The sequence below is a fragment of the Plantibacter sp. lyk4-40-MEA-4 genome (assembly GCF_030209415.1).
Taxonomy (GTDB): Bacteria; Actinomycetota; Actinomycetes; order Actinomycetales; family Microbacteriaceae; genus Plantibacter; species Plantibacter flavus_A.
In genome coordinates this window covers 67,993-83,604 of sequence record NZ_JARVSA010000011.1, presented here as the reverse complement: position 1 = coordinate 83,604, position 15,612 = coordinate 67,993, and the positions used below count along the sequence as shown (strand labels likewise).

The window sequence follows — 15,612 nt, the reverse complement described above, 5'->3', positions numbered from 1 at the left end:
GTGGCACCAGACCGACCATCCTCGACCTACCGAGCGGTGGTTCTCCCAGCGCTTCAGCCAACACCGACCCACCGGCGGACATGAGTCTTCCGACGGCCGGGCACCAGTCAGCCTGTAAGCGCCTGAGGAACTGGCGGAATGCGCACCTCGCCGCAGGAGCCCGACGGCACCATCCGCCGCGTGATGAACCACCGCGAATCAGTCGAACGTGTGGGACGGGGCTACGCATCTTCCCTGCAACCAAGGGCGGACACGGGCCTACCCGCACTTCGAACAAAGGCCGCAGATCCCTGACGAGCACGCCCGGATCACCAAACTGGGAGGTTCACCATTGCCGCCAACACTCGGCCGTCATCTCCGAAGGGGCGGTCGGACGGTCGGCCACCGCGTCGAGCATCGGCGTCTGGGTGCGACGATCGGCGGAGCGTGGAGCATCGCCGCTCGCCAGTGGCCATGCCGACCCCGCATCACAGGAACGGGATGACGGACCAAGAAAGGAACATATATGAGATACCAGAGAATCCAGGGCTGACAAACGTCAGAAAACACTCGAATCTAGCCCGCCCAACGCACCGGATTCGTGTCCGAATGGACCAGAGAATCGTTCCTGACGAACTCAGGACCGCTGAACGGGCCGCATATTCCGGGCCGGTTCGTCAGGAGCCATTCTCCCGAGGGCTCACAAACCGACCGATATCGTCTGCGGTGCCCCTCACGGACGCCCGAGTGCTCCCGACCGACCTCAGCCGCGGACGGTTCCCACGATGACTCGGGTCGGCTCCGCCAGAACGCCCTCGCCAAGCGTTCGAACCTCGACGCCGGAGACCCGGTACTTGCGAAGCTCTTTGGTCGACGCGTCGACTTCCGCCTGCGCGCCGGCGCCCTTCATGAGGACCAGCTCTCCGCCGTCCCGAAGCAGGGGAGCGGTGAGGGGGAGCAACTTCCGCAATGCGCTGACCGCCCGAGCGGTCACCTGGTCGAGGGGCTCATCGAGGCGAACCTCCTCAGCGCGCGCTCGCACGACGGTGACGTTCTCGAGCCCGAGGACCCCAACCTGGTCGTTGAGCCAGGCGACCCGACGTTCCATCGGTTCGATGAGGACGAACTCGACATCTGGCCGCGCAATCGCGAGCACCAGTCCAGGCAGCCCCGCGCCTGTGCCGACGTCGCCGACTCGCCCGGCACGAAGGAGCGGTGCCACGATCACGCTGTTGAGGATGTGGCGCGTCCACAGACGCGGAAGTTCCAGGGGCCCGATCAGCCCGAGAGGCTCGCCGAACTCCGCCAGGTTCGCGGCGAAGGCACGACCGACATCGATCCGGTCGCCGAACAACTCGGCTGTTTCCGCCGGTTCCGGTTCGAGTCCTACAGGCACGTCAGTCATCGCAGTTTCACGTGAAACGATCAGGCCGCGTCAGCCGCGCGTGATGACGGTGTGACGGTCGCGGCCTTCGCCGTGCGACTCGGACACGAAGCCGCGAGCCGACACGATGTCGTGGACGAGCTTGCGCTCGTAGCTCGACATCGGGGGGAGTGCCGCCTCGGTGGAACCGGCCTCGATGCGCTCGACCGCTCGCTCCACGAGGGCGCCGAGCTCCTGCTGACGCGCTTCCCGGGATCCGCCGATGTCGAGGATGAGCCGGGAGAAGCCACCGGTACGGTTCTGAACAGCCAGACGCGTCAGCTCCTGCAGCGCGTTGACCGTGTCGGGACGCGACAGGAGACGCAGGTTACTCTCCGTGGGGGAGTCGATCGACACGTACGCACGACCATTGCGGGCATCGATGTCGATGTCGCCATCGATGTCGCAGATGTCGAGGAACTCCTCGATGTAGTCCGCTGCGACGTCGCCCTCTTCTTCGAGCTGCGTGATGGTGGGTGCTTCGTCCTGGGCCGGGGCCAGTTCCTGGTCAGTCACCGATACTCCTACTTGTCTCGTCCGTCGGTCTGCTGCTTCTTCGCACGCGCCTTGCCCATGGGCTGCTGACGCTGCGTCGGGGTCTTCTTCTCGGGTACCGGCGCCTCGGAGATCGAGATGACGTCGCCGTTCGGCGTCATGAGCTTGCCCTTCCGTGCGAGACGCTCCTCACGAGCCTTCGCAGCGTCGGAACCAGGGGTGGGCATGTTCCGGATGACGAGGAACTGCTGCACCATCGTCCATGCGTTGGACGTCAGCCAGTAGAACATGACGCCGAGCGGGAAGGCGAAGCCGGAGAAGAGGAACACAAACGGCAGGATGTACAGGAGGATGCGCTGCTGCTTGAACTGCGGGCTGGCCTTCGTCTCGGCCGACATGTTCTTCGACACGATCTGCAGCTGCGTGATGAACTGCGACGCGCACATGAGGATGACCATGACGGCGGCGATGATGACGACCGCCCAGTTGACCGGGTTGCCGGCGAGTGCCGCCTGCATGCTCGTGTGCAGCGGAGCGATCCCGAACAGGTTCGCGTCGCCGAACTGCACGGCGAGGGTCTCGTTCAGGGGACCGACGCCGGCCTTGCTCTTCTGGGCGTCGTTGAGCACGGAGAACAGGGCGAAGAAGATCGGCATCTGGACGAGCAGCGGCAGACATCCGCTGACGGGGGAGGTGCCGTGCTTCTTGTACAGCTCCATCGTCTCGCGGGACATCGCCTCACGGCTGGCCTGGTCGCGCTTGCCCTTGTACTTCTCCTGCACCTTCTTCATCTGCGGCGCGATCTCGAGCATCTTGCGCTGGCTCTTGATCTGCTTGATGAACAGCGGGATGAGGGCGGCACGGACGACGAGGACGAGCCCGACGATCGAGAGGACCCAGGTGAGACCGGCCGCGGGGTCGAGTCCGATGGCCGTCCACAGCAGGTGCCAGCCCACGAGGAGCAGCTCGACCGCCCACTTGAGCGGCCAGAGAATTGTGCCGATGATGTCCATAGGTGCGGGTCAGCCCTTTCCGTGGCTCGGTTGCACGACAAATCCGTGAGAAGTGACGCTGTACCGGAAGTTCTTCTTGGGTGGTACCTCGTCGAAACGAGGTGCTGCCCAGGGGTGGCATCTCGCGATGCGCGCCGCTGCCATCGCCGAACCGACGACGACACCGTGTTGCTGCACCGCTCCCAGAGCGTACGCGGAACAGCTGGGGTAATACCGGCAGACGTCGCCGTACAGCGGGGAGATCGCGGCGCGATACCCGCGAAGCGCCAGCACCGCAGCATTGCGGGGCGCGAGGCAGGTGGCAGCGAGGACGCCGTTCATCGGTGCGCGTCCGCAGCCTCGGCGATGACGCCGCGTTTGGCGAAGGCTCGATCGACCTCGGCATGGAGCGAGGCGAACGGAGCCGTCGCTGCAGACGGCAGCGCACGGATGACCACGTCAGCGCCGCGGGCAGCGTGAACGATGCTGTCGTGGCAGATGGCCTTCAAGCGGCGTCTGACGAGATTGCGGGTCACTGCGTTTCCGACCGTTTTCGCAACGATGAACCCGAAGCGCGGCTGTCCGCCCTTCGGGTTCATGCGTACGTACGTGACCGTGTGCTCGCCGACGAACCGGGACCCGCGACGAACTACCCCTCGGTAGTCGTCGCCGGACGTGATCCGGCTCGCACGCTCGAGCACGACGGCTCTACGCGGAGAGTTCGGTGCGGCCCTTGGCGCGACGAGCCGACAGGATGCCGCGGCCGGCACGCGTGCGCATGCGCAGACGGAAGCCGTGCTTCTTGGCGCGACGACGGTTGTTCGGCTGGAAGGTTCTCTTGCTCATAATTACGATCTCCGGATCATGACCCACCACTGCACAGGTGGCAGCAGGGTACGGAAGGGTGCCCGTGGGCAGAAGTCAACTGATTAAACCTACGGTCTACTCGCGCGAAGGTCAAACCAGCGGCGCCCAAACGAATGATTATCCACAGGATTCTCAGAAATTGTAGCAGTGACACGCAGGGCGGCCGTACAGTGATTTGGGACTGGGGCGACGTCTTGTTAGCGTAAGCCCTCGGGTTATGCACAGCGTGTGGATAGCACCGCGCTCAGCCCCGAATACTCAGGGGAGAGCCTGTGGATGAACCTGTGAGTATGTGTGGGGAGAACTATGTCGGACGCCGACGATGCGATCGCTGAGACCTGGCAATCGGTGCTCGAGATCCTCTCCGTCGACGACCGCATCACCCCGCCGCTCCGCGGGTTCCTCAACCTCATCGTCCCCAAGGGCATCATGGGCGGCACGTTCTACCTCGAGGTGCCCAACGAGTTCACGATGGGCATGCTCAACCAGCGCATGCGGGCACCGATCCTCGCCGCACTCGCATCCATCGTCGACGGTGGTCCCGTCGGCAACTACGCGATCGTCGTCAACCCCGACATCGTCGAGGAACGGTATGAGCAGACAGGCTTCCAGCACATCGACCCGGCACCGCTCGAGTCACCGCAGCCACAGCTGACCCCGACGCCCACGCTTCCGGCTCGGGAGAACGACACCCGACTCAACCCGAAGTACAGCTTCGACAACTTCGTCATCGGCCAGTCCAACCGGTTCGCGCACGCGGCCGCGGTCGCCGTGGCCGAAGCGCCGGCCAAGGCCTACAACCCGCTGTTCGTGTACGGCGACTCCGGGCTCGGCAAGACCCACCTCCTCCACGCCATCGGCCACTACGCGATGAACCTCTACGCGGGGATCCGCGTCCGGTACGTGTCGAGCGAGGAGTTCACGAACGACTTCATCAACTCGATCGCCAACAACCGCGGCTCGTTCTTCCAGTCGCGGTACCGCGACATCGACATCCTGCTGATCGACGACATCCAGTTCCTCCAAGGCAAGGCGGAGACGCAGGAGGCGTTCTTCCACACCTTCAACACCCTGCACGATCACAACAAGCAGGTGGTCATCACCAGCGACCTGCCGCCGAAGGCCCTCACCGGCTTCGAAGAGCGGATGCGTTCTCGCTTCGAGTGGGGACTCATCACCGACGTCCAGGCTCCCGACCTCGAGACGCGCATCGCGATCCTGCGCAAGAAGGCGCAGAACGAGAAGCTGCACATCCCGGACGAGGTCCTCGAGTTCATCGCCACCAAGGTGTCGAGCAACATCCGTGAGCTGGAGGGCACGCTCATCCGGGTCGTCGCGTTCGCGAGCCTGAACCGGACCGCTGTCGACATGACCTTGGCCCAGACGGTGCTCAAGGACGTCATCAGCCTCGACGACGACAACGTCATCTCGCCGATCGACATCATCAACACGACGGCCGACTACTTCAAGCTCTCTGTCGACGACCTGTACGGCTCGAGCCGGTCGCAGGCGGTGGCGACGGCGCGTCAGATCGCGATGTACCTCTGTCGCGAGCTCACCAACCTCTCACTGCCGAAGATCGGTCAGCTGTTCGGCAACCGGGACCACACGACGGTCATGTACGCCAACCGGAAGATCACCGACCTCATGCAGGAGAAGCGCTCGATCTACAACCAGGTGACCGAGCTCACGAGCCGCATCAAGCAGAACCTCCGCTACGGCGCCTGACGGCTGTTCGGTCACTGAGCCTGTCGAAGTGCCGCCCCTCGACAGGCTCGGGAACCGAGGAACCGCTACGGCGCCTGACGCGTCCTGGTGAACGTTTCCGGCCCCTCCACGCACTCGGTGCGCTCGAGGGGCCGATTTCGTTCATCAGGCGACGACGAGCGCTCATTCGACGACATGATGCGCGACCGATCTCTCCACATTCCGCCTTCGCAGCCCTGTGGATAACCTGTGGAGAGATGTGGAAGCTCCGGGCGGGCTTGTGAGTGAACATCGTTCACCGACCTTCGCGTCCCACACCCTCGTGTCGTTCTCTCCACAGGCCACCACCAAGTTACACACATGTAGTTCCCTGTGTTCGAGCGGGTTCGGTGGACTTATCCACAGTTTCCACACCGGTTAAGACTGTTAACCGTTAATTCAATGATCTCTCCGCCAAACAACCTTTCCCCAGGCTCGCTTCTCCACAGCACCTCGTCCCACTCGACCCCGGAAGCAGACCCACTAGCATTGGTGACGTCATCGAGAGCCAGAGACAGGGGACTTGTCGTGCGATTCAGCGTCAACCGGGATGTATTCAGCGAAGCCGTCTCGTTCGCAGTGAAGCTGCTCCCGCAGCGCCCGACGCTGCCGATCCTGAACGGCATCCTCATCGAAGCCGGTGACGACGGACTCATCCTGTCCTCCTTCGACTACGAGGTCTCCAGCCAGACCGGCATCGCGGCCGAGGTCGAGGAGGCCGGCACGGCACTCGTCAACGGCCGGCTGCTCTCGGAGATCGCCAGCCGCCTTCCGAACGCGCCTGTCCGGTTCAGCAAGGTCGAGAACCGCATCGAGGTCACCTGTGGTTCTGCCCGGTTCACGCTCGGATCGATGCCCGTCGAGGAGTACCCGACGATCCCGCAGGTCGACGCCGACTTCGGCCTCGTGCCCGCCGATGAGTTCGCCACCGCAGTGAGCCAGGTCGCTGTCGCCGCAAGCCGCGACGACGTGACCCCGGTCATCACCGGCGTGCAGCTCGAGGTCTCCAAGACGAGCCTCAGCCTCGTCGCGACCGACCGCTACCGCGTCGCGGTCCGCGAGATCGACTGGGACTCGGGCCAGGGCGACGGTTCCAGCGAGACGATCACGGCCCTCGTGCCGGCCCGCACCCTCCAGGAGGTCGGCAAGACCTTCGGCCACAGCGGCAACATCAACGTCGCGATCACGAATCGCGACGACCGCGAGCTCATCGCGTTCCGGGCCGACCGCAAGACGGTCACCTCGCTGCTGATCAAGGGCAACTTCCCGCCGGTCAAGCGGCTCTTCCCCGAGACGACCGACAACTACGCGATCATCAACACCGCGGAACTCATCGAGGCGACCAGGCGTATGTCGCTCGTCCTCGAGCGCGAAGCGGCCCTCCGCTTCACCTTCACCATCGACGGCCTCACGCTCGAGGCCGTCGGATCCGAGCAGGCGCAGGCATCCGAGGGCATCGACGCCCTCCTCACCGGCGACGACATCGTGCTCTCCCTCAAGCCGCAGTTCCTGATCGACGGTCTGACCGCGGTCCGGAGCGAGTACGTGCGGTTCTCGTTCACGAAGACGGAGAACACGAACAAGCCGGGACCCATGCTCATCACGAGCCAATCCTCCAAGGATCAGCCGGGTGCCGACAGTTACAAGTACCTGCTGCAGCCGAACCTGCTGCTGCGCTGACACGCAAAGGATCCTCCATGCACATCGGTCTCGTCGGTCTCGGCAAGATGGGCAACAACATGCGCACGCGTCTGCGTGCGAACGGCATCGAGGTCACCGGTTTCGACCGGAACCCCGATGTCACCGACGTCGCGACGATCAGCGACCTCGTCGCTGCGCTCCCGGCACCTCGCACGGTCTGGGTCATGGTCCCCGCCGGGGCCATCACCGACTCGGTCGTCGAGGAGCTGAACGGCCTGCTCGAGGCCGGCGACCTGGTCATCGACGGCGGCAACAGCCGCTTCACGGACGACTTCAAGCACGCTGAACTGCTGTCGGCGAAGGGCATCGACTACATCGATGCCGGCGTCTCCGGCGGTGTCTGGGGTGTCGACAACGGCTACGGCCTCATGGTCGGCGGTTCCAAGGAGCAGGTGGAGCGGGTCATGCCCGTCTTCGACGCCCTGCGCCCCGAGGGCCCGCGCGATGAGGGCTTCGTCCACGTCGGAGAGGTCGGCGCCGGCCACTACGCGAAGATGGTGCACAACGGCATCGAGTACGCGCTCATGCAGGCGTACGCCGAGGGCTTCGAGCTCCTCGACAAGCGCGAGGACATCATCAAGGACGTCCCCGGCACGTTCAAGGCCTGGCAGCGCGGCACCGTCGTTCGGTCCTGGCTGCTCGAGCTCCTCGTCCGCGCCCTCGAGGAGGACCCGGACTTCGAGCAGATCGAGGGCTACGTCGAGGATTCGGGTGAGGGCCGCTGGACGATCGAGGAGGCCATCGCGAACGCGGTGCCCGTCCCGACCATCTCGGCATCGATCTTCGCCCGCTTCGTGTCGCGCCAGGAGGACTCGCCGGCCATGAAGGCGGTCGCCGCACTCCGCAACCAGTTCGGCGGACACGCGGTCAAGAAGGCCGACGACTGACGACACGACGTCTCCTGACGAACGAAATCGACCCTCCCGGAGCATTCCGCTTCGCTGGAGGGTCGATTTCGTTCACCCTGCGTCGTCGTGACGGCCGCGCTCGGACGTCCGACGGCGCCCCGACCCGTTCGGCGTCAGGGCGAGGCGGTAGGGTGACGTGGTGATCGTGCGGCACTTGAATCTCACCGACTACCGCAACTACGCGGTGGTCGACGTGGCGCTCGAACCCGGACCCAATCTGTTCGTGGGTCGCAACGGCCAGGGCAAGACCAACCTCGTCGAGGCGATCGGATACCTCAGCAGCCTCGGGTCCCATCGGGTCTCCTCCGAACAGGCGCTCATCCGACACGGTGCCGACGCGGCGATCATCAGGGCGCGCATCGTGCACGACGGTCGTGAGCTGCTCGCCGAGGTGCAGCTCAACCGGGGTTCGGCCAACCGCGCCCAGGTGAACCGGTCCCAGATCAAGCCGCGCGAACTGCCGCGGTACGTGTCCACCGTGCTGTTCGCCCCGGAGGACCTCCTGATCGTCCGCGGCGACCCGTCGGCGCGCCGGCGGTTCATCGACCAGCTCCTCGTGCAGCGGATCCCCCGGCTGGCCGGCGTGATGGCCGACTACGACCGCTCCCTGAAGCAGCGGAACTCGCTCCTCAAGTCGGCGAGGGCGCGCGGGCTGAAGTCCGGGCCCCTGGCGACGCTCGACCTCTGGGACGACCGGCTCGTGCAGTACGGCACGGAGATCATCGCCGAACGTCTGCAGCTCCTGGCCATGCTCGGTGGGCCACTGCGTGCCGCGTACGAGGCCGTGGCCGGCGACGATCACCGACCGGTCCTCCTGCCCGTGCTCAGTATCGCCGGCACCGACGCCGAGGACGAGTCGGCGGCCGCCGATCCCACGGAAGGCGTGGAGCCGGGCGCCCCTGTCGATCTTGCGCGTATCGCGGAACGGTTCCGTGCGGCGCTCGCGCAGCGCCGGTCGGCCGAGCTCGAACGGGGCCTGACGCTCGTCGGGCCACACCGCGACGACGTGTTCTTCGGTCTCAACGGGCTGCCGGTCAAGGGGTACGCGAGCCACGGTGAATCGTGGTCGTTCGCGCTCGCCGCCAAACTCGCCTCAGCCGAGCTCCTCCGCGCCGACTCGTCCCTCGGTGATCCGGTGCTCATCCTCGACGACGTCTTCGCCGAGCTCGATGCACGTCGCCGGGAACGCCTCGCGGCCGCGGTCGCGGAGTACGACCAGGTCATCATCACCGCGGCCGTGTTCGACGACGTCCCCGAACGGTTCACCGCGCACGTCGTGCGCATCGAAGCCGGACGGATCGTGGACGGTCCGGACGGGGCGGCCGGCCCAGTGAACGAGCCGCTCACCACGGAGTCGACGCATGACTGAGCCGCGGCGACTCGGACGGGACGCCGACCCGGCGGGGGAACTGTCCGCCACGGTGTACCTCCGGTTCAAGGAGATCTTCGGCGGCGAACGGGTCTCCCGTGATCGCAAGCGCCGGGAACGCTCGGCCGAGGGGCCGCAGGACTCGGTGCCGTACGGAGTCGGACGCGACCCCAAGGGCCTCGGGACGGTCATCGATTCGCTGACCGCCGGACTCGGGTGGAACTCGCCACTCGCCCAACACGAGGTCCTCGGGAACTGGGCGGAGTTGTGCGGCGAGGACACCGCCAGGTACTCCGAACCGGTGTCGATCGCGGACGGCGTCCTGCTCGTCCAATGCCAGTCGACGGCCTGGGCGACACAGTTGCGACACATGCGCCACGAGATCCTCGTCCGCATCGCCGAACGCTATCCCGACGCCGGTGTCGACACAATCCGTTTCCAGGGCCCCGGAGCACCCTCCTGGAAAAGAGGCCCCAGGTCGATCCCAGGGCGTGGTCCACGCGATACTTACGGCTAGGGAGGCAAATACGGCCTCCGGGCATGGAAAAGTGCCTCAAACGGGCGTTTTCTCGCGGCTTCACGGGGTCTGTTTGGTAGGATGGAACGGTCGAATCTCGACGGTTTGGAGCCCTCTTTTCCTATGACATCAGAACCCAACACGCACGCCCAAGACTCTGATTACGGCGCAAGTGCCATCCAGGTTCTCGAAGGTCTCGAAGCCGTCCGGAAGCGGCCCGGTATGTACATCGGGTCCACCGGTCCACGTGGTCTGCACCACCTGGTCTACGAGATCGTCGACAACTCCGTGGACGAGGCCCTCGCCGGCTACTGCGACACGATCCTCGTGACCATCCTGGAGGACGGCGGCGTCCGCGTCATCGACAACGGTCGAGGCATCCCGGTCGACATCCACCCGGTGGAGAAGAAGTCGACCGTCGAGGTCGTCCTGACCATCCTGCACGCCGGCGGCAAGTTCGGCGGCGGCGGGTACGCGGTCTCCGGCGGGCTCCACGGCGTCGGTTCGTCCGTCGTCAACGCACTGTCCACGCGCCTCTCCGTCGAGGTCCGTCGTCAGGGTTCGGTCTGGCGCCAGAGCTTCCAGCACGGTGTCCCCGACGCCCCGCTCCACGAGGACGAGCCGTCCTCCGAGACGGGCACCACGATCGCCTTCTGGCCGAGCGCCGAGACGTTCGAGACGACGGAGTTCGACTACGAGACGCTCCGGACCCGCTTCCAGCAGATGGCCTTCCTCAACAAGGGCCTCCGCATCGAGCTCGCCGACGAGCGTCCGTTGCGCGACGCCATCGAGGCCGACGACGTCGACGACAACTCGGCGGCACACTCGCAGCGCAAGGACGTCTTCTTCTACGAGCGCGGTCTCGAGGACTACGTCGAGTACCTGAACAAGGCCAAGCGGGCCGAGCTCGTCCACGACGAGATCATCTCCTTCGAGTCGGAGAACACCGAGCGCAAGATCGCGCTCGAGGTCGCGATGCAGTGGACGACGGCGTACAACGAGAGCGTCCACACCTACGCGAACACGATCAACACGCACGAGGGCGGCACCCACGAAGAAGGGTTCCGCGCGGCGCTCACCACGCTCGTGAACCGTTACGCACGTGAGAAGGGCATCCTCAAGGAGAAGGACGACAACCTCTCCGGCGACGACGTCCGTGAGGGCCTCACGGCCGTCATCTCCGTCAAGCTCTCCGAGCCGCAGTTCGAGGGACAGACGAAGACCAAGCTCGGCAACACCGAGGCGAAGGCGTTCGTGCAGAAGGTCGTCAGCGAACAGCTCAACGACTGGTTCGACCGCAACCCGAACCAGGCCAAGGAGATCATCCGGAAGGCGCTGCAGGCCGCGACCGCTCGACTCGCCGCCCGCAAGGCCCGCGAGACGGCCCGTCGCAAGGGCCTCCTCGAGGGTGGCGGCATGCCCGGCAAGCTCAAGGACTGCCAGTCGAAGGACCCGTCGCTGTCCGAGATCTTCATCGTCGAGGGTGACTCCGCAGGCGGCTCCGCCGTGCAGGGTCGCAACCCGGAGACCCAGGCGATCCTCCCGCTCCGTGGCAAGATCCTCAACGTCGAGAAGGCACGCCTCGACCGCGCCCTCGCGAACAACGAGGTCCAGGCCATGATCACGGCCTTCGGTGCCGGCATCGGTGAGGACTTCAACCCCGACAAGGTGCGCTACCACAAGATCGTGCTCATGGCCGACGCCGACGTCGACGGCCAGCACATCACGACGCTGCTGCTGACCCTCCTGTTCCGCTACATGCGCCCGCTCGTCGACCTCGGATACGTGTACCTCGCGCAGCCGCCGCTCTACCGCCTGAAGTGGTCGAACGCCGATCACCAGTACGTGTACAGCGACCGCGAACGCGACGCCCTCCTCACCGACGGTGTCGCCTCGGGCAAGCGCATCCCGAAGGAGAACGGGATCCAGCGCTACAAGGGTCTCGGCGAGATGAACTACAAGGAGCTGTGGGAGACCACGATGGACCCGCAGACGCGGACGCTCCTCCAGGTCACCCTCGACGACGCCGCGGCTGCCGATGAGATCTTCTCCACGCTCATGGGCGAGGACGTGGAGTCCCGCCGGACCTTCATCCAGAAGAACGCGAAAGACGTCCGCTTCCTCGACATCTGAGTGGCACGAACCACCCTCATCCACCGGTCACTGAGCTTGTCGAAGTGATCCACCTCGCACCAGACAGGCCCTTCGACAAGCTCAGGGACCAGGAGAAGTAAGAGAACATGGCAGACGAAACCAACGACGAGATCACGGTCCCGGACGAGGACCACGGCGTGCACGGACGGATCGATCAGGTCGACCTGCAGCTCGAGATGCAGCGCAGCTACCTCGACTACGCGATGAGTGTCATCGTCGGCCGCGCCCTGCCCGACGTCCGCGACGGCCTCAAGCCCGTCCACCGCCGCGTGATCTACGCGATGTACGACGGCGGCTACCGCCCCGACCGCTCGTTCTCCAAGTGCGCGCGCGTCGTCGGCGACGTCATGGGTCAGTTCCACCCGCACGGTGACACCGCCATCTACGACGCGCTCGTGCGCCTCGTCCAGCCGTGGAGCATGCGGTACCCGTTGGCGCTCGGCCAGGGCAACTTCGGCTCACCGGGCAACGACGGCGCGGCAGCCCCTCGATACACCGAGACGAAGATGGCCCCGCTCGCCATGGAGATGGTGCGCGACATCGACGAGGAGACCGTCGACTTCCAGCCCAACTACGACGGCGAGTCCCAGGAGCCGGTCGTCCTGCCGGCGCGCTTCCCGAACCTCCTCGTCAACGGTTCCGTCGGCATCGCGGTCGGCATGGCGACGAACATCCCGCCGCACAACCTCCGCGAGGTCGCCGACGGTGCCCTCTGGCACCTGGCGAACCCCGAGGCCAGCCGGGAAGAGCTCCTCGAGGCGCTCATGCAGCGCATCAAGGGGCCGGACTTCCCGACCGGCGCGCAGATCCTCGGTGTCAAGGGCATCCAGGACGCCTACCGTACGGGTCGCGGTTCCATCACGATGCGGGCCGTCGTGAACGTCGAGGAGATCCAGGGTCGGACCTGCCTCGTCGTCACCGAGCTCCCGTACCAGGTGAACCCCGACAACCTCGCGCTGAAGATCGCCGACCTCGTCAAGGAGGGTCGTCTCGGCGGCGTCGCCGACATCCGCGACGAGACCTCCGGTCGCACCGGCCAGCGGCTCGTCATCGTGCTGAAGCGCGATGCGGTCGCGAAGGTCGTCCTCAACAACCTCTACAAGCACACGCAGCTGCAGGACAACTTCGGCGCGAACATGCTCGCGATCGTCGACGGCATCCCGCGGACGCTGCCGCTCGACGGGTTCATCACCAACTGGGTGACGCACCAGGTCGAGGTCATCGTCCGCCGCACCGTGTTCCGACTCCGCAAGAAGGAGGAGCGCGCACACATCCTCCGCGGCTACCTGAAGGCGCTCGACGCCCTCGACGAGGTCATCGCGCTCATCCGCCGTTCACCGTCCGCCGATGAGGCACGCACGGGCCTCATGGACCTCCTCGAGATCGATGAGCTCCAGGCCAGCGCGATCCTCGACATGCAGCTGCGTCGTCTCGCCGCCCTCGAGCGTCAGAAGATCATCGACGAGGCAGCCGAGATCGAAGCGCAGATCGCCGACCTCAAGGACATCCTCGCGAAGCCGGTCCGCCAGCGCGAGATCGTCAGCGAGGAACTGACCGCGATCGTCGACAAGTACGGCGACGACCGCCGCACCGAGATCATGTTCGGTTTCGACGGCGACATGAACATGGAAGACCTGATCCCCGAAGAGGAGATGGTCATCACCGTCACCCGCGGCGGGTACATCAAGCGCACGCGGAGCGACAACTACCGTCAGCAGCACCGCGGTGGCAAGGGCGTCAAGGGTGCCCAGCTGCGCGCGGACGACGTGGTCGACCACTTCTTCGTGACGACGACGCACCACTGGCTCCTCTTCTTCACCACGAAGGGCCGCGTGTACCGCGCGAAGGCCTACGAGCTGCAGGAGGCCGGCCGCGACGCCAAGGGCCAGCACGTCGCCAACCTGCTCGCCATGCAGCCGGATGAGGAGATCGCCGAGATCCTCGACATCCGCGACTACGAGGCCGCGACGTACCTGGTCCTCGCGACACACGACGGCCTCGTCAAGAAGACGGCGCTCTCGGAGTACGACACCAACCGTTCGGGCGGCATCATCGCGATCAACCTGCGCGAGGGCGACGAGCTCACCTCCGCGTTGCTCGTGGAGAACGACAGCGACGTCCTGCTGGTGTCGCGCAAGGGCATGTCGATCCGCTTCACGGCGAGCGACGAGACCCTGCGGCCGATGGGACGCGCGACGAGCGGCGTCATCGGCATGCACTTCCGCGACGACGACAAGCTTCTCTCGGCGTCGGTGCTGCCGTCCGTCGAGGGTGAGGAACGCGAGGCGTTCGTCTTCGTCGTGACCGAGGGCGGCTACGCGAAGCGCACCAACATCGACCAGTACCGCGGCCAGAATCGCGGCGGTCTGGGCATCAAGGTGGCCAAGCTGAACGACGATCGAGGCACCCTCGCGGGCGCCCTGATCGTCGACGAGAGCGACGAGGTCCTTGTGGTTCTTGCCAGTGGCAAGGTGGTAAGGTCTGCCGTGGCCGAAGTTCCAGCGAAGGGGCGCGACACGATGGGCGTCGTCTTCGCGCGTTTCGCGGAGAGCGACCGAATCATCGCGCTGGCCAAGAACAGTGACCGAAACCTTGAGACCCAGGATGTTCCGGAGACGGTTGCAGACGCAGCCGCCACGGAGGGTGCAGAACCCGAGGCATCCGTGCCGGACGAGACTCCGGCGATGAAGGAAGAAGTAGATGAGCAGTAGCGTCGCAGAGAAGTTGGCCAAGAAGTCGACCAAACGCACCAGCACCAAGCAGGTGCGCCTGAAGCTGGTGTACATCGACTTCTGGTCGGCGGTGAAGCTGTCGTTCCTGGCGGCGATCGCGGTCGCCGTGGTCATCGTGGTGTTCTTCTTCCTCGTCTACACCGTGCTGAACACCACCGGTGTCTTCACGAAGGTCGGTGGCCTGTTCACCGACATCGCGGGCCCGGGGAACAACATCCTGCAGTACGTCAACCTGCCGCAGGTCATGGCCTTCGCGGGCATCGTGGCGCTGCTCAACCTCATCGTCATCACGCTGATGGGAGCCCTCCTCGCGGGGCTCTACAACCTCAGCGTGAAGATCACGGGTGGCCTGCTCGTCGGGTTCACCAACAACTGACGCTCGGTCGGGTCGGCGCCGCGCCGTGCGGCGCCGCCCGATTATGAGTTGCGGCGGGAATCGGGTAGTCTCAACAAGGTTCAAAACGGGGCTATAGCTCAGGCGGTTAGAGCGCTTCGCTGATAACGAAGAGGTCCCAGGTTCAAGTCCTGGTAGCCCCACCCTGCACGACCAGTAACACACCGATTGGATCGGATCCCCGGGTCTGTTCCATCCGGGGCCTTAGCTCAGTTGGTAGAGCGCCTGCTTTGCAAGCAGGATGTCGGGAGTTCGATTCTCCCAGGCTCCACAGTCCAGAAACGCCCTCGGCAGACGCCGGGGGCGTTCTCCGTTGTCGCGGGGCCCGGCGGTTA

At 65.3% G+C, this 15,612-nt stretch carries 14 protein-coding genes and 2 tRNA genes; 10 read left to right on the top strand and 6 right to left on the bottom strand.

Annotation, left to right across the window (positions count from 1 at the left end; translation table 11 throughout):
- Positions 1-742: 742 nt before the first annotated feature.
- From rsmG to rpmH, 6 genes are read right to left on the bottom strand one after another with little or no spacing between them, the layout of a single operon-like run.
- Positions 743-1,384, bottom strand: coding sequence for a 16S rRNA (guanine(527)-N(7))-methyltransferase RsmG (rsmG, locus tag QRN44_RS17425; RefSeq protein WP_121292810.1), 642 nt, complete (start codon positions 1,382-1,384; stop codon positions 743-745).
- Positions 1,385-1,414: 30 nt separating this feature from the next.
- A complete protein-coding gene (locus tag QRN44_RS17420) occupies positions 1,415-1,918 on the bottom strand; it encodes a Jag family protein (RefSeq protein WP_064294041.1) in 504 nt (167 codons plus the stop codon).
- An 8-nt stretch (positions 1,919-1,926) separates the two neighbouring features.
- On the bottom strand, positions 1,927-2,910 hold the full coding sequence (gene yidC / locus QRN44_RS17415; protein WP_064294040.1) for a membrane protein insertase YidC: 984 nt from the start codon (positions 2,908-2,910) through the stop codon (positions 1,927-1,929).
- Between the two features lie 9 nt (positions 2,911-2,919).
- Entirely contained in the window at positions 2,920-3,231 is a 312-nt protein-coding gene (yidD, locus tag QRN44_RS17410) for a membrane protein insertion efficiency factor YidD (RefSeq protein ID WP_079003764.1), read from the bottom strand.
- Positions 3,228-3,590 carry a ribonuclease P protein component gene (gene rnpA / locus QRN44_RS17405; protein ID WP_175116607.1) on the bottom strand — a complete coding sequence of 121 codons (363 nt, stop codon included), beginning with the start codon at positions 3,588-3,590 and terminating at the stop codon, positions 3,228-3,230. Before rnpA ends, yidD begins: the two co-directional genes overlap by 4 nt.
- 7 nt (positions 3,591-3,597) lie before the next feature.
- Positions 3,598-3,735 carry a 50S ribosomal protein L34 gene (gene rpmH, locus QRN44_RS17400; protein ID WP_056010217.1) on the bottom strand — a complete coding sequence of 46 codons (138 nt, stop codon included), beginning with the start codon at positions 3,733-3,735 and terminating at the stop codon, positions 3,598-3,600.
- Positions 3,736-4,062: 327 nt separating this feature from the next.
- On the opposite strand from rpmH, the gene dnaA reads away from it, so the two are divergent.
- The 10 genes from dnaA (at position 4,063) to QRN44_RS17350 (ending at position 15,548) form a co-directional block, all read left to right on the top strand.
- The gene (gene dnaA, locus QRN44_RS17395) at positions 4,063-5,484 is read left to right on the top strand and encodes a chromosomal replication initiator protein DnaA (protein WP_064294038.1); all 1,422 of its coding nucleotides are present in this window, start codon (positions 4,063-4,065) and stop codon (positions 5,482-5,484) included.
- A gap of 546 nt (positions 5,485-6,030) precedes the next feature.
- A complete protein-coding gene (gene dnaN / locus QRN44_RS17390) occupies positions 6,031-7,182 on the top strand; it encodes a DNA polymerase III subunit beta (protein ID WP_064294037.1) in 1,152 nt (383 codons plus the stop codon).
- Positions 7,183-7,199: 17 nt separating this feature from the next.
- Positions 7,200-8,090 (top strand): phosphogluconate dehydrogenase (NAD(+)-dependent, decarboxylating), encoded by an 891-nt coding sequence (gene gnd / locus QRN44_RS17385; protein ID WP_056010210.1) that lies wholly within the window; start codon positions 7,200-7,202, stop codon positions 8,088-8,090.
- A 160-nt stretch (positions 8,091-8,250) separates the two neighbouring features.
- Positions 8,251-9,480 carry a DNA replication/repair protein RecF gene (gene recF / locus QRN44_RS17380; protein WP_285039789.1) on the top strand — a complete coding sequence of 410 codons (1,230 nt, stop codon included), beginning with the start codon at positions 8,251-8,253 and terminating at the stop codon, positions 9,478-9,480.
- Positions 9,473-9,997, top strand: a complete 525-nt coding sequence (locus tag QRN44_RS17375) for a DciA family protein (RefSeq protein ID WP_064294035.1) — start codon at positions 9,473-9,475, stop codon at positions 9,995-9,997. Before recF ends, QRN44_RS17375 begins: the two co-directional genes overlap by 8 nt.
- A 123-nt stretch (positions 9,998-10,120) precedes the next feature.
- Positions 10,121-12,130, top strand: a complete 2,010-nt coding sequence (gyrB, locus tag QRN44_RS17370) for a DNA topoisomerase (ATP-hydrolyzing) subunit B (RefSeq protein ID WP_121292818.1) — start codon at positions 10,121-10,123, stop codon at positions 12,128-12,130.
- Positions 12,131-12,237: 107 nt separating this feature from the next.
- The gene (gene gyrA / locus QRN44_RS17365; protein WP_071261999.1) at positions 12,238-14,862 is read left to right on the top strand and encodes a DNA gyrase subunit A; all 2,625 of its coding nucleotides are present in this window, start codon (positions 12,238-12,240) and stop codon (positions 14,860-14,862) included.
- Positions 14,852-15,259: a DUF3566 domain-containing protein gene (locus QRN44_RS17360; RefSeq protein WP_056010202.1), complete on the top strand. Its 408-nt coding sequence runs from the start codon at positions 14,852-14,854 to the stop codon at positions 15,257-15,259. Before gyrA ends, QRN44_RS17360 begins: the two co-directional genes overlap by 11 nt.
- Positions 15,260-15,346: 87 nt before the next feature.
- Positions 15,347-15,420 (top strand) — tRNA-Ile (locus QRN44_RS17355).
- Positions 15,421-15,475: 55 nt separating this feature from the next.
- Positions 15,476-15,548: transfer RNA gene (locus QRN44_RS17350), tRNA-Ala, on the top strand.
- Positions 15,549-15,612: the final 64 nt, after the last annotated feature.